Origin of the sequence: Nonomuraea sp. MG754425 (genome assembly GCF_021699195.1) — a bacterium.
GTDB lineage: Bacteria > Actinomycetota > Actinomycetes > Streptosporangiales > Streptosporangiaceae > Nonomuraea.
The window spans coordinates 20733-34628 of sequence record NZ_SSXE01000100.1 but is presented as its reverse complement, the minus strand read 5'-3'; the positions used below and the strand labels follow the sequence as shown (position 1 = coordinate 34628).

Annotated in this window: 13 protein-coding genes; all 13 read right to left on the bottom strand. The window is 73.1% G+C overall.

Annotated features, from left to right (window positions below; all coding sequences use genetic code 11):
* On the bottom strand, positions 1–674 hold a 674-nt coding region (locus FAF44_RS30600), incomplete at its 3' end, for a phosphatase PAP2 family protein (RefSeq protein WP_237106773.1).
* 216 nt (positions 675–890) lie between these two features.
* On the bottom strand, positions 891–2438 hold the full coding sequence (locus FAF44_RS30595) for an RsmB/NOP family class I SAM-dependent RNA methyltransferase (protein ID WP_237106772.1): 1548 nt from the start codon (positions 2436–2438) through the stop codon (positions 891–893).
* Positions 2439–2496: 58 nt separating this feature from the next.
* A complete protein-coding gene (fmt, locus tag FAF44_RS30590; RefSeq protein ID WP_237106771.1) occupies positions 2497–3423 on the bottom strand; it encodes a methionyl-tRNA formyltransferase in 927 nt (308 codons plus the stop codon).
* 2 nt (positions 3424–3425) lie between these two features.
* Positions 3426–3974, bottom strand: a complete 549-nt coding sequence (gene def, locus FAF44_RS30585; RefSeq protein WP_272895228.1) for a peptide deformylase — start codon at positions 3972–3974, stop codon at positions 3426–3428.
* A gap of 71 nt (positions 3975–4045) precedes the next feature.
* Positions 4046–5383 carry a hypothetical protein gene (locus tag FAF44_RS30580; protein ID WP_237106769.1) on the bottom strand — a complete coding sequence of 446 codons (1338 nt, stop codon included), beginning with the start codon at positions 5381–5383 and terminating at the stop codon, positions 4046–4048.
* Positions 5384–5420: 37 nt separating this feature from the next.
* Positions 5421–6890 (bottom strand): hypothetical protein, encoded by a 1470-nt coding sequence (locus FAF44_RS30575; RefSeq protein WP_237106768.1) that lies wholly within the window; start codon positions 6888–6890, stop codon positions 5421–5423.
* A 49-nt stretch (positions 6891–6939) separates the two neighbouring features.
* Positions 6940–9180 carry a primosomal protein N' gene (locus FAF44_RS30570; protein WP_237106776.1) on the bottom strand — a complete coding sequence of 747 codons (2241 nt, stop codon included), beginning with the start codon at positions 9178–9180 and terminating at the stop codon, positions 6940–6942.
* A 246-nt stretch (positions 9181–9426) separates the two neighbouring features.
* A complete protein-coding gene (gene metK / locus FAF44_RS30565; RefSeq protein WP_237106767.1) occupies positions 9427–10614 on the bottom strand; it encodes a methionine adenosyltransferase in 1188 nt (395 codons plus the stop codon).
* A 128-nt stretch (positions 10615–10742) separates the two neighbouring features.
* Entirely contained in the window at positions 10743–11105 is a 363-nt protein-coding gene (locus FAF44_RS30560) for a hypothetical protein (protein WP_237106766.1), read from the bottom strand.
* A gap of 110 nt (positions 11106–11215) precedes the next feature.
* Positions 11216–12406, bottom strand: coding sequence for a bifunctional phosphopantothenoylcysteine decarboxylase/phosphopantothenate--cysteine ligase CoaBC (coaBC, locus tag FAF44_RS30555; RefSeq protein WP_237106765.1), 1191 nt, complete (start codon positions 12404–12406; stop codon positions 11216–11218).
* Positions 12407–12414: 8 nt separating this feature from the next.
* Positions 12415–12684 carry a DNA-directed RNA polymerase subunit omega gene (gene rpoZ, locus FAF44_RS30550; protein ID WP_080041099.1) on the bottom strand — a complete coding sequence of 90 codons (270 nt, stop codon included), beginning with the start codon at positions 12682–12684 and terminating at the stop codon, positions 12415–12417.
* A gap of 4 nt (positions 12685–12688) precedes the next feature.
* On the bottom strand, positions 12689–13276 hold the full coding sequence (gene gmk / locus FAF44_RS30545) for a guanylate kinase (protein ID WP_237106775.1): 588 nt from the start codon (positions 13274–13276) through the stop codon (positions 12689–12691).
* Between the two features lie 121 nt (positions 13277–13397).
* Complete coding sequence (gene mihF / locus FAF44_RS30540; RefSeq protein WP_020541698.1) at positions 13398–13721, bottom strand: integration host factor, actinobacterial type; 324 nt, start codon at positions 13719–13721, stop codon at positions 13398–13400.
* Positions 13722–13896 lie beyond the last annotated feature (175 nt).

Genomic DNA, 13896 nt, shown 5'->3' with positions numbered 1-13896 from the left:
CTCTGGGGGTCGATCGTCCCCGCCCCGCCCCAGCTCTCCGGCACCGCCCACCCCGCGTACGGGGCGTTGGCCAGCACCGCCCCGGCCGGCAGCGCGGCGGACAGGGCCGCGGAGGCGGCGAGCTGCGCCCACAGCGCCCGGCCCCGCCACCACTCCGTCACCGGCCGCTCCAGCCGCCGCACGAGCAGCAGCACCGCCAGCCCGAGCAGCACGCCGGCGACCACGTCGGAGATGAAGTGCACGCCCAGGTACACCCGGCTCACGCACACCACCGCGATCATCGCCCCGGCCGCCCACCACGCCCACGGCCGCGCCACCGCCGCCGCCAGCCGTCCCAGGCCCGCGGTGCCGGTCTGCGCGTGCCCGGACGGCATCCCGAACGCGCCCTCGGCGGAGAACGGGTGGATCCTGCCGTCGATCCAGTACGGCCTGGGCTGGTGGCCGGCGTACTTGCCGATCGCGTTCGTGGCGGCGGACGCCAGCACGGCGAGCCCGAGCCGCAGGGCGAAGCCCGGGTTGACGCACCAGTACAGGACGGGCAGGCACAGCAGGAAGAACGTGTCCGTGCCGAGCGCCGACACCAGCTCCATCACGGGGCGGACAGCGTCGGGCAGGCCCTGGAGCCAGATGATCGGTTCCAGCTCCGCCAGGTGAAGGTCGTCCAGAAGATCCACAACGTCGATCGCACCACACGCACCGGCCGCGTGCCACGCGAACACCCACAACAGCCGCAGCTCTCCACGGAGAACGCATGCCGCCCACTTCCCCACACCCACCGCAGAAGCACCAGGCGACCTACCCACCGGCGCACCGGCCACCGGGCAGCCCGAGCACCCGGCCGGCCGGCCGTGAAGCCTCGCGTGGTCGGCGGGTGCTGGTCTTCGGGTGGGTCAGGGCTGTTTGCGCAGCAGGGCCAGGAACATGGCGTCGGTGCCGTGCCGGTGCGGCCAGAACTGGGCGTGCGGCCCGTCGCCGAGCCCCTCGACCTCCGGCAGGTACGCGCGGGCGTCCAGTTGCTCGGCGTCCGTCCGGCGCGCCAGGACGTCGCCCACCACGACCTTGGTCTCGGCCAGGTGCGGCGAACAGGTGACGTATGCCACGACGCCTCCGGGCCGCAGGGCGTCAAGTGCCGTCCCGAGCAGCCGCCGCTGCAGCTTGCCCAGGTCGGCGATGCCGGCGGGGTCGCGCCGCCAGCGTGCCTCGGGCCGCCGCCGCAGCGCGCCGAGCCCGGTGCAGGGCGCGTCGAGCAGGATCCGGTCGAACGTTCCCGGCCGCCAGGCGGGCTCGGTGCCGTCGACGGTGACCACCGATGCCGTCCTGGTGGTCTCCCAGACCAGCCGTGCCCGGTGGTACTGGACGTCGGCGGCCAGCAACCGCGCGCCGCCGGGGAACGCCCCTGGACCTTCCGCACCGGTCGCCCCGACCGGCGCGGGGCCCGGCGTCGGCCCCCCGCCCGTGCCAGGTCCTTCGGCCGCGCTCAGGTTCCCGGCCCCGCGCCCGCGGGCCTCCGCGCTCAGCCCGGCCAGGTCGCCGTAGGTGGCGATGGCGTCGAGGAGCCCCGCCTTGCCGCCGGGCCCGGCGCACATGTCGAGCCACAGCTCCTCGCCGTCGCCGCCGACCGGCACGCGGGTGAGGGCGAGCGCCACGAGCTGGCTGGCCTCGTCCTGGACGGCCGCGCGGGTCTCGGCCACGGCCTCGATCTGCCCGGGGTCGCCCTCACGCAGGTAGGCCGCGTACGGGGAGTACCGGCCCGGCAGGGCCCCGGCGTCCTCCAGCTCCTCCACCGAGCTGCGCCCCGGCCGCGCCACGAGCGTCACCAGCGGGCGGGCGTTGTCGGCGTCGAGCAGTTCGGCCAGCTCGTCGGACGCGCCCAGCACGTCGCGGAAGGCCGAGACGATCCAGCGGGGATGGGCGTGGGCGACCGCGAGGTGCCCGACGGGGTCGTCGGCAGGGTCGGGCGCCACGATCGGCACCCACTCGTCGAGACTCCTGGAGCCGATCTTGCGCAGCACCGCGTTCGCGAACTTGGCGGCCCCCTGCCCGATGCGCAGCCGCACCAGGTCGACGGTGGTGCCGACGGCCGCGTGCGGGGGGACGCGCATGCGCAGAAGCTGGTGGGCGCCGAGCCGCAGCGCGTCGCGCACGTCGGGGTCGGGCTCGCGGTCGCTGCACATCTCGATGACGGCGTCGTAGGTGCCCAGCCCGCGCAGGGTGCCGTACGTCAGCTCGGTGGCCAGCGCGGCGTCGCGCCCCCTGATGCCGCGCTCGCGCAGGAGCCGTGGCAGCAGCAGGTTGGCGTAGGCGTCACGCTCGTCGACCGCGCGTACGACGTCGTAGGCCGCGTTGCGCGCGTGGTCGCGTGCCGGTCGCCGCGGCCTGCCCGCACCGCTCCTGCCGCCGCCACTGCCGCCGGACCCCTGGTGCCCCGTGGTCTTCATGCCCTCGAACTCTCACTCACGCCCCGGGAGGCGGCCTGCCGCGAAATGCCCCCGGCGGTCACTTGAAGACCTCGTCACCCTCGGGACGGACCCCGCGGGCCCACTCCACGGCCCCCATCAGCCGCTTGCCCTGCGGCTGCACCTCGCCCAGCTCCACCGCGTCGGTGGCCGTGCCGACCAGCACGGACGTCTTGGTGGCGACGATCTCGCCAGGCGCGAGCCGCTCGCCCTCGGCCACCCGCACCGGGCCCAGCTTCACCCGCTGGCCGCGGAACTCCGTCCAGGCGCCGGGGTTGGGCGCGCAGGCCCTGACGAGACGGTCGAGGTGCATGGCCGGCCGGCCCCAGTCGGCCCGCGCGTCGGCGACGGAGATCTTGGGCGCGAGCGTGACGCCGTCGGCGGGTTGCGGACGGGGCTCCAGCGCGCCGTCCTCGACGCCGTCGAGGGTGGCCGCGAGCAGCCCGGCGCCCGAGACCGCCAGCCGCTCCAGCAGCGTGCCGCTCGTGTCGGCGGCCCGGACCTCCTCGGTCACCACGCCGTAGACGGGGCCCGCGTCGAGCTCCTTGACGATCTGGAACGTGCTCGCCCCGGTGATCTCGTCGCCGTGCAGGATCGCGTGCTGGACGGGCGCGGCCCCGCGCCAGGCGGGCAGGAGCGAGAAGTGCAGGTTGATCCAGCCGTGCCGGGGCACGTCGAGGGCCGACTGCGGCAGCAGGGCGCCGTAGGCGACCACGGGGCAGCAGTCGGGCTCCAGCGCCCGCAACCGGTCGAGGAAGGCGGGGTCGCCGGCCTTCTGCGGGCGCAGCACCTCGATGCCCGACTCCTCCGCGAGCTCGGCCACCGGCGAGGGGTGCACCCTGCGCCCGCGGCCCGACTGCGCGTCGGGACGGGTGACGACCGCCACCACCTCGTGGCGGGGCGAGTCGATCAGGGCCCGCAGCGACGGCAGCGCCGTCTCGGGGGTGCCCGCGAAGACCAGACGCATGCTCAGAGCGCCCTTCCGCCGGTGATGTGCGGGGAGACCTTGATCACGGGGGCGGACAGGCCGCTCCACTCCGCCTCGCGCACGGCCTTCATGGCCAGCTTGCGCTGCTTGGGGTCCATCCGGTCGATGAACAGGATGCCGTCGAGGTGGTCGGTCTCGTGCTGGAAGCACCGGGCCATCAGGTCGGTGCCCTCCAGCGTGACCGGCTCGCCGTGCATGGTGTAGCCCTTGGCCACCGCGCGGACCGCCCGCGGCGTGGGGAACGACAGGCCGGGGAAGGACAGGCAGCCCTCCTCGCCCTCCTCGTCGAGGTCGGCGGACAGGTCGAGGTCGGGGTTGATCAGATGGCCGACCTGGTCGTCCACGTAGTAGGTGAACACGCGCAGGCCGACGCCGATCTGGGGGGCCGCCAGGCCCGCGCCCGGGGCGTCCATCATCGTGTCGGTGAGGTCTTTGACCAGCTTGCGCAGCTCCTTGTCGAAGTCGACGACAGGGGCCGCCGGGGTGCGCAGCACCGGGTCTCCGAACAGCCGGATCGACTGGATCGCCAAGGGGGTCACTCCGTTCTCAGACGTGGATCAGCCCAGTTTAGTGCAGGTGCGGGCCCGATCAGGTGGCTCGTCTAGCCGCCCTGGCGGACGTGCTGGAGCGACCTGGCCTTCATCGCGGCCTTGCGCGCGGCCTTGATCACGGCCTTGTCGTCGTGGGCGGTGGCGAGCATGTCGAGCACGGCGATCGTGTCGGGGTGGCCGACCGCGGGCATCTCGCCGACCAGCTTGATCAGGTCTTCGCCGGGCTCCGGCGGGTCGAGCCGGCCGGCGGCCGGGCCCGACAGGTGCATGAGGGCCGCCAGCGAGTCGACCGCGAGCCAGGTGTGGTCCTCGGGGCTGAGCGTGGGGGCCTGGAGGTCGCGGATGTGCAGCCAGGAGGCGGCGTAGCGGCGCATGAGCGGGTGGTCGAGCGCCTGCCTGACGGGGGCCTCGGCCTCCGGGCCGAGCTCCTCGAGGATCGCTCCGACGGCCCCGCGCCGGCCGGCCGTGCCGGAGGCGGCGATCTCGATCAGGTCGCGGGCGGCCGACTCGGGCGGGCGGCGCTCCAGCCAGCCGGCCACCGCGCTCTGCGTGGCGCTGCCCTTGACCAGCGCGTCGACCAGTTCGGCCGCCGACAGGTCGGCGAACACCTCCACCTCGGCGGCGGTCGGCGCGTCGTGCCCCTCGCGCAGCAGGTCGCGGCGCACGGCCCAGACGCCGAGCGGGGTCAGCGCGGTACGGCCCGCGACGGTCTGCTCGACCAGGCCGCAGTACGCCAGCAGCGACAGGGCCTCCAGGAGCTCCGCGGGCAGCGCGGCGGCGATCTTGCGCATCTCGGCGGCGCCGGGCGCGCAGGCGACCTCGTGGGACTGCAGGATGCCGCGGGCGAGGTTGGCGGTGGCGACCCCCGAGCGCACCGAGTAGATCGTGGCCAGCATCTCGGCCAGGTGGCCGTCCACGACGGCGGAGCCGGTCAGGCCCTCGTCGGCGCGGTCGAGGACGTCCATGACCACGCCGTCCCAGAACTCCAGCGTGGCCTCGACGGTGAGCTGCATCGACAGCGGGCCCCGCGAGGCCCGGCCGCCGAGGATCTGCACCAGGCCGGTGTTGACCGCGACGATCCAGATGAGCCGGACCCGGGCGGCGCGCAGGCCGAGCTCGGCGGCGGCGGCCTCGGTGTCGGCCTCGGCGAGGTGCCCGCCGGGCGTGACCTGCCGGGTGCCCGCCCACGTGGTGAGCCTGATGGCGTCGGCCACCAGCGGCACCACGGGCACCGCCCTGGCCAGCTCGGCGTCGGAGACCAGCAGCACCGGCGGGAAGGTCAGCGCCTCGTGCTCCACGGGAGTCTCCTCAGGGGGCCGTGGAGGCACGGCGGCCTGCTCATCGATCAGCTTGCGCAGCTCGGCGAGGTCGAAGACATTGTTTGCCACCCACGAAACTTACTGCACACCGCTCACATGAGCGTACTCAACGGATGGCTCGGGAGCGGGCTTTGAAGGCCGCCTTGCGTGCCGCCTTGGCCACCGTACCGTCGGGGATGGAACGTCCCAGCAGCTCCAGGACCTCGACGACGTCGGGGTGGTCGACCCGCCACATCTCCTCGATCAGATGGGCGGGCGGGCCGGAGGCGGCCATGTTCTCGGCGAAGATCTCGGGATCCTCCTCGGCCGCGGGCATGGCCAGGGCCAGCATATCGACGCTGACCCAGAGCAGTTCGTCCTGGGTGAGCGGCGGCGCGGGCAGCCTCCTGGCGGCCAGCCAGTGGATGGCGTGCGGGCGCAGCTCCTGGTCGTCGAGGTGGTCGCGGACGGAGGGCTCGGCCCCGGCGTCGAGCCGGTCGACGATGGTGACGGCGATGCCGCGGGCCACGGCGGGCGCGCCGGAGGCGGCGGCCAGGAGTTCGGCGGCGGCCTGCGCGGGGTCCCTGCCGGACAGCCAGCGGGTGATGTCGTCCTCGGCGATCTCGGTCGGGATGCCTTCGAGCAGCCCTTCGATGAGCCCCCGCGCGTCGGTCTCGGCCAGGTCGGGGCCCTGCGGGGCGTCGATGCCGAGCGAGAGGTAGTGCTCGCGCAGCGCCCAGACGGCGAGCGGGGTCAGCTCGGCGCAGTCGCCGGAAAGGCGCAGCAGGCCGCCGTGTTCCAGCCGGCCGAGTACGGCGGGCAGGTCGATCTCGCCCTCGCCGGCGATCTCGTCGAGGTAGTCGCCGATCACGGTCAGGGGCACCCGCACCTGGAGCCGGTAGAGCATGTCGAACAGGTCGTAGAGCCCCTCGTCGAGCTCCGCGGAACCGGTGACCGCGCCGCCGGTGTCGTGCTCGATCAGGTGGGCCACGCGCCGCGCCCAGGCGGTCAGCGGGTCGTCGTCGCCGGTCAGCGGCTCGTCGGCGAGCGCCGGGACGCTCTCCAGGGCGGCCAGCAGGTCTTCCGGCGCGGCCAGCCGTACGGCGGGCAGCGGCGTGCAGCCCGGACAGTCGCAGGGCGCCTCGCCCAGGTCGGGCAGCTCGCCCGAGGGGATGGCGACCGACTGCTCGAGCGACTCGGGGCCGATGGAGCTGAACAGGCTCTTGGCCATGCCGAAGTTGGAGGTGTCGGCGAGGGCCTCGGGCAGGCGGGGCGCGATGTCGTCGAGCCGCTCGCGCATCCGCCCGGCCGTGCCGCCGCTCACCCGGCCGCCCTCGGCGAGGAACGCGACGAGGGTGCGGGCGGCGGCGATGGTCTCCGGCGCGCTCTCCGGAGGGGCGATGACCTTGCGCGGGTAGATGGACAGCAGCAGCTCGTCGAAGGTCTCGGGAGTGAAATCACCCAGTTCGTTGACGTTGAGGTAGTCGCTGGCGTAGTCGCAGAGCAGGCGGACCTCGTCCGCGTCCACCTCGACTTCCCGCGCGCGCCCCCATGCGCGCAGGTCGTCGATGGCCTGGTTCACCCATTCGATCGACACAGGGGCACGCTAACGGCTGTCCAACGGATGAGCGAATCGGGGAAATGGTCTAAATCAGGTCGAGTGGGTCGACACTCACCCTCACGACATCCGGCGTCTTACGGGCCGCACGCACCCCGCTGGCCCCTTTGAGCGCCGCCGCCAGCGCGGCCCCACCAGCCCTTCGCACCCGGATCATCGCGCGTTCCTGACCGGACTCGTCCACCGGGACCGGGCCGAGCACCTGGGCGTCGGGCGGCAGGCGCAGTTCGTCGAGCATCTGCCGGACCGCGCTCGCCGCGCCGGTGAGCGTCGCCATCCGCACCGCCGGGGGGAAGCCCAGTTCGGTGCGGTCGCCGAGTTCGCGCTCGGCGTGGGTGATCGGGTCCCACCGCAGCAGCGCCTGCACGGCGGGCAGCGCGGCGTCGCCCAGCACCACCAGTTCGGCCGCGGGACGCAGGAGGGCGGCGGCGTTCATCCACCGGCGCACGGTCTCCTCGGCCGCCCGCAGGTCGGCCCGGCCGAGCAGCGCCCAGCCGTCGAGGAGCACGGCCGCCGCGTAGCCGCCCTCCGCCACGGGCTCGGCGCCGGGGGTGGCGACGACCAGCGCGCGGGTGTCGGCAACGGTGGCCAGCACGCCGTCGCGGCCCGAGGTGCGCACGGGCACGGAGGGGAAGGCCCGGCCGAGCTCCTCCGCCGTACGCCGAGCGCCCGTGACGACGGCGCGCAGCCGCGGGCTGCCGCAGGACGGGCAGCGCCAGCCGGCGTCCACCCGGCCGCACCAGCGGCAGTACGGGGCCGCGTGGCCGCCCCTGAGCGCCAGCGGACCATGACACAACGGCCCGCCTGTCGGGACCGGCCCGAGCTCGTCCGGCCGGGCGTGTCCCGGACCGCCCGCCGGGAACGGCGCGAGGCCGCCCGAACGAGCCTGACCCTGATCGCCGCCCGAACGAGCCTGACCCTGATCGCCGCCCAACGCGATCGGCCCAGGGCCGTCCGGACGCGTCCGCTCGTCACCGCCCAGCGGAAACGCCGCCTGGCCGGCCGGGAGCGCGTGGACGTGGTCCTGGGGGGCGGTGCGGGTGGGCGGCAGCACGCAGCGGGCCGGGGCGCGGCAGTGGTGGCAGGCCAGCGCGGGCAGGTAGCCGCGCCTGGGCACCTGGACCAGCACGGGGCCGCGCTCCAGCCCGTGCCGCAGGGCCCGCCAGGCGATGCTGGGCAGGCGGGCCTGCCGGGCGGCCTGGTCCTTGGCCAGCTCCGCGTCCTCGCCCGCGGGACGTACGCGGGGCGCCAGGCCCCTGATCGTCGTACGGGCGGCCACGATCGGCCTGGCCCAGCCGCTCGCGATGAGCTGGGTGGCCTCGGCCGTGCGCGCGTAGCCGCCGATCAGCATGCCCGCGCCGGCCCGGTGGGCCCGCAGGCCGAGCACCTCGCGGGTGTGCGGGTAGGGGGCCAGGCGCTCGGCGTGCAGGTCGTCGCCGTCGTCCCAGACCACCACCAGGCCCAGGCCGGCGACGGGGGCGAACATCGCGGCCCTGGTGCCGACCACGGCCCTGACCTCGCCTCTCAGCACCCGCAGCCACCGCCGGTAGCGCTCGGCCGGGCCGAGGTCGGCGGTGAGCGCCACGTGCCTGCCGGGGCCGAGCAGCCGCCCGAACTCGGCGTCCGCCAGCGCCACGTCCTTGCCGTCGGGGACCACGACGACCGCTCCCCTGCCGCCGTCGAGCGTGGCCCGCACGGCCTCGGCGACGGCCGCGGCCCAGCCCCGCGCGCCGGGCACCGCCGACCACACGGCCCGGGGGGCGCGGCCGTCGCGCAGGGCGTCGAGGAAGGACGGGCCGGCGGGGTAGGCGTCCCAGGCGCCGGACGGCACGGGCTCGACCGGGTCGGGGTCGCCGGGGTCGGTTCGGCGTGCCTCCGACTCGGCCTTGGCGTGGCGGGGCGGGACGGCCAGGCGCAGCACGTCGGTGAGGGTGCCCGCGTACCGGTCGGCGACCGCCCTGGCCAGCGCGGCGATCTCCGGGGTGAGCACCCGCTCGGGTGAGACCACGCGTTCGAGCGGGGTGAGCCTGCCCTCGTGGGCGCTCTCGGCCACCCGCTCCAGCAGGAACCCGTCCACGAGCTTGCCCGCGAAGCGCACCCGCACCCGCACCCCGGGCGCGGCGCTCTCGTGGGCGGCCTCGGGGATCAGGTAGTCGAAGGGGCGGTCGAGATGCGGCAGCGGGCTGTCGACGACCACCCTGGCCACGGGGTTCTCGGGCGCGGGGACGGGCGCCCCTTTGGTGTCCTTCGACGACGTCGCGGGCCGCACGGCCTCGAGCGGCAGGAGCGCGTCGTCGGAGGAGCGGGTCACGCATAACGTCTACCAGACGCCCGCCCTCGCCCACGCCGCGACGAGCCACGATGAGCCGCGACGGGCCGCGACGGGCCGGAACCCGCGCACACGAACAGCCGCCGCGCCCCAGGGCGAACGCGGCGCGGTAAGGCGGCGGGCACGCGAAGCGGCGCCGCCCCCTCAGGGGACGGCACCGCTGCGATGTTTCAGCAGGCCGTCAGGTCACAGACCGGCGGCGGTCCTGAGCGTCTCGGCGCGGTCGGTGGACTCCCAGGAGAAGCCCTCACGGCCGAAGTGCCCGTAGGCGGCGGTCTCGGAGTAGATCGGACGCAGCAGGTCGAGGTCGCGGATGATCGCGGCCGGGCGCAGGTCGAACACCTGGAGCACGGCCTCCTGGATCTTCTCCACGGGCACCTTCTCGGTGCCGAAGCACTCGACGAACAGGCCCACCGGCTGGGCCTTGCCGATCGCGTACGCCACCTGGACCTCGCAGCGGTCGGCGAGCCCGGCCGCGACGACGTTCTTGGCGACCCAGCGCATGGCGTAGGCGGCGGAGCGGTCGACCTTGGACGGGTCCTTGCCGGAGAAGGCGCCGCCACCGTGCCGGGCCATGCCGCCGTAGGTGTCGATGATGATCTTGCGACCGGTGAGGCCGGCGTCGCCCATCGGGCCGCCGATCTCGAAGCGGCCGGTCGGGTTGACCAGCAGCCGGTAGCCCTCGATGTCGATGTCGAGGCCCGCGAGCACGGGGTCGACCACGTGCTCCTTGATGTCGGGCGCCAGCATCTCCTTGAGGTCGATCTCGGCGGCGTGCTGCGTGGAGACCACGACGGTGTCGAGGCGGACCGGGGTGTCGCCGTCGTACTCGATCGTGACCTGCGTCTTGCCGTCGGGACGGAGGTAGGGCACGGTGCCGCTCTTGCGCACCTCGGACAGGCGCTGGGCCAGCCGGTGGGCGAGCGTGATCGGCAGCGGCATCAGCTCGGGGGTCTCACGGCAGGCGTAGCCGAACATGAGGCCCTGGTCGCCGGCGCCCTGGCGGTCGAGTTCGTCGCCGTCACCGCCGACGCGGTGCTCGTAGGCGTCGTCGACGCCCTGGGCGATGTCGGGCGACTGCGCGCCGATGGACACCGACACGCCGCACGAGGCGCCGTCGAAGCCCTTGTGGGAGGCGTCGTAGCCGATCTCCAGGATCTTCTCCCGGATGACGCCGGGGATGTCGACGTAGGTCTCGGTCGTGACCTCGCCTGCGACGTGAACCTGGCCGGTAGTGATCAGCGTCTCGACGGCGACCCGGCTCTTCGGGTCGTCCTTGAGCATGGTGTCGAGAATCGCGTCACTGATCTGGTCGGCGATCTTGTCCGGGTGGCCCTCGGTGACCGACTCGGATGTGAACAGGCGACGTGACAACTCAGTGGCTCCTCATGCAGCGGCTGCTGACGGATGTAAGACCCTGCACCGACAGGCGTGGCCGGGCCTCGCCGAAGTCTAGCCCTACCCGGCGCCAGGTCGCGAAACTGTCCACCATATGTCTCCCCTTACAGGTCGGGCAGCGGATCGGCCGGAAGGATCTCCGGAGTGAAGACCTCCGCGTCGGCGGCCGACACCACAGCGGCGTACTCCTCATCAAACTCGAACACCATCGAGCCAAGCTCGAGAACGTTCCCAGGATGGATGGGGCCGAGCCTGGTGCGGCGCGGGAACTCCGCGAACACCGAGACCGGCCTGTCGGTCCTGAGCGTCCTGGTGGCCAGTACGGATATGGCCACGTCGGTGACCACGATCAAGAAGTGTCCTGCCCCTGCCGACCCCTCGGAGAACGCGGGGAAGACATAGTGGATCTCCCCCTGGTCGCCGAGCAACGTCCTGCACCGATCCCTGACTGCGGAACCCACCGGCATTCCATCCCCCTTCGCCCCAAGTATCCGCAGGCATAGTGAGATGTTGCAACAGGTGATCGAGTAATGGCCTCTGAACGCTTTGTACGATTCTGTGGCGTTTGAGTGGTGAGTCAGGAGAGGCGCGCGGCCACCAGGTCCCACACGGCGTCGCCCAGGTCCTCCTTGGGCCCGAACGGCACCTCCACCGGCTCGCCGCCGGCCACCAGCACGGTGGCCGCGTTGTCGGGGGTGCCGAACGCCAGCCCCTCCCCCACCTGGTTGACGACCAGCAGGTCGCAGCCCTTGCGCGCGAGCTTGGCCTGCCCGTTGGCAAGCACGTCGTGGGTCTCGGCGGCGAACCCCACGAGCACCGTGGGCCCGCCGTGGGCGCGGCGGCGCTCGCCCAGTTCGGCGAGGATGTCGGGATTCTTGACCAGGTGGATGGCCTCGGGCGCGCCGTCGGTCTTCTTGATCTTGGCGTCGTGGCGGGTCGCGGGCCGGAAGTCGGCCACGGCGGCGGCCATCACCACCGCGTCGGCCCCGGCGGTGGCGGCCAGCACGGCCTCGCGCAGCTCGTTCGCGGACTCCACCCGCACCACCGTGGCCCCGGCGGGATCGGGCAGCGTGACGTTGGCCGCCACGAGCGTCACCTCGGCGCCCCGCGCGGCGGCCGTGCGGGCCAGGGCGTAACCCTGCAGCCCGGAGGAGCGGTTGCCGATGTAGCGCACGGGGTCGATGGCCTCGCGGGTGCCCCCGGCCGAGACGACGATCTTGCGCCCGGACAGGTCGAGGGGCCTGCCGCGCAGCACGCGCAGGCAGAGCTGGAAGATCTCGGCGGGGTCGGGCAGCCGCCCGGGACCGGTGTCGGCGCCGGTGAGCCGGCCCACGGCCGGGTCGATCACGACGGCGCCCCGCTCGCGCAGCGTCGCGACGTTGGCCCGGGTGGCGGGATGCTGCCACATCTCGGTGTGCATCGCGGGCGCGAACACCACCGGGCAGGTGGCCGTCAGCAGCGTGCTGGTGAGCAGGTCGCCCGCCAGCCCGTGCGCGGCCCTGGCCAGCACGTCGGCCGTGGCGGGTGCCACCACGACGAGATCGGCCCGCTTGCCGATGCGCACGTGGGGCACCTCGTGGACGTCGTCCCACACCTCCGGTGACACGGGGTGGCCCGACAGGGCGGCCCAGGTGGGCTCGCCCACGAACTTCAGGGCCTCGCGGGTCGGCACGACCCGCACCTCGTGCCCGGACTCGGTGAACAGACGCAGCAGCTCACACGCCTTGTACGCGGCGATGCCGCCGCTGACGCCCAGGACGACCTGCATCGAAGAGGTCAGGCCGCGCCTTCGATGGGCTCGGCGTTGAGCAGCCCTTCGGAGACCTCGCGCAGCGCGATGGACAACGGCTTCTCCTGGGCGTGCGTCTCGACCAGCGGCCCGACGTACTCCAGCAGGCCCTCGCCGAGCTGGGAGTAGTAGGCGTTGATCTGGCGAGCGCGCTTGGCACCCATGATCACCAGGGAGTACTTGCTGTCGACGATGTCGAGCAGCGCGTCGATCGGCGGGTTGGTGATGCCCTCCGCGGCCGGGGTGGTGCCTGCCACGATGTCAGACCTCTCGGTTGGTGGTTGTCGTGACCCCCTGAGGGTCAGTCATCAAGGCTATCAGCCGGTGGCACACATCTTGGACGCTCGTGTTGACGAGACTCAGGTCGAATTCCGATTCCGCGGCCATCTCGACCTGTCCGGCCTCCAGCCGGCGCGCGATGACGTCCTCGGGCTCGGTGCCGCGACCGCGCAGCCGCTTCTCCAGTTCCTCCCAGGTGGGCGGGGCCAGGAAGACCAGCAGCGCCTCGGGCATGCTCCTGCGCACCTGCCTGGCGCCCTCGAGGTCGATCTCGAGCAGTGTCGGCACGCCGTCGGCGAGTTTCTTCAGCACCGGCTCGCGTGGCGTGCCGTAGCGGTTGCCCGCGAACTCCGCCCACTCGAGCAGTTCGCCCGACTCGACGAGCCGGTCGAACTCCTCGCCGTCGACGAAGAAGTAGTGGACCCCGTTGACCTCGCCGGGCCGGGGTCTCCTGGTGGTCACCGAGACCGACAGCCACACCTCGGGGTGTGCCCGCCGGAGCTCGGCGACGACCGTGGACTTGCCGACGCCCGACGGCCCTGACAGGACCGTCAGCCGTCTGTCGCTCAGGGGCGGGAAGCCGACCTCCGCGCCCGGTCCGACCGCCTCGTGGGCGCTGACTTCGCCGGACCAGGACCTGTCGGCCACTTCCTACCCCCCGTTGAACCCGCGACTTCGTGTGGAACAGAGATTAGCTCTCGTTGCCACCGAACTCGCGCTCGAGGGAGGCCCTCTGGTTCGCGCCGAGACCCCGCACGCGGCGGGACTCGGCGATGGCGAGCCGCTCCATGAGCTGCTTGGCGCGGACCTTGCCCACGCCGGGGAGCGATTCCAACAGAGCCGACACCTTCATCTTGCCGATGACGTCGTCGGTCTGCCCATCCTTGAGCACCTCAGCCAGAGAAACCGCGCCATGCTTGAGCCGGTTCTTGACCTCGGCACGCTCTTTACGGGCCTTGGCAGCCTTCTCCAGGGCTGCGGCGCGCTGCTCAGGGGTCAGGGGAGGAAGAGCCACGCCGGGTCACCTCGAATTTCTGTCGATGTACTCGGACGGGAAGGGAAACTAGCTGGTCATCGCCCCCTAAGCAACGTCAAGAGCAGTTTCTCTCGCCACAAAATCGACTTCATCACTCTGCGTGATCGTAAAATCACATTCTGCTGATCAAATCGCCCTCACATCCGCCTTCGCG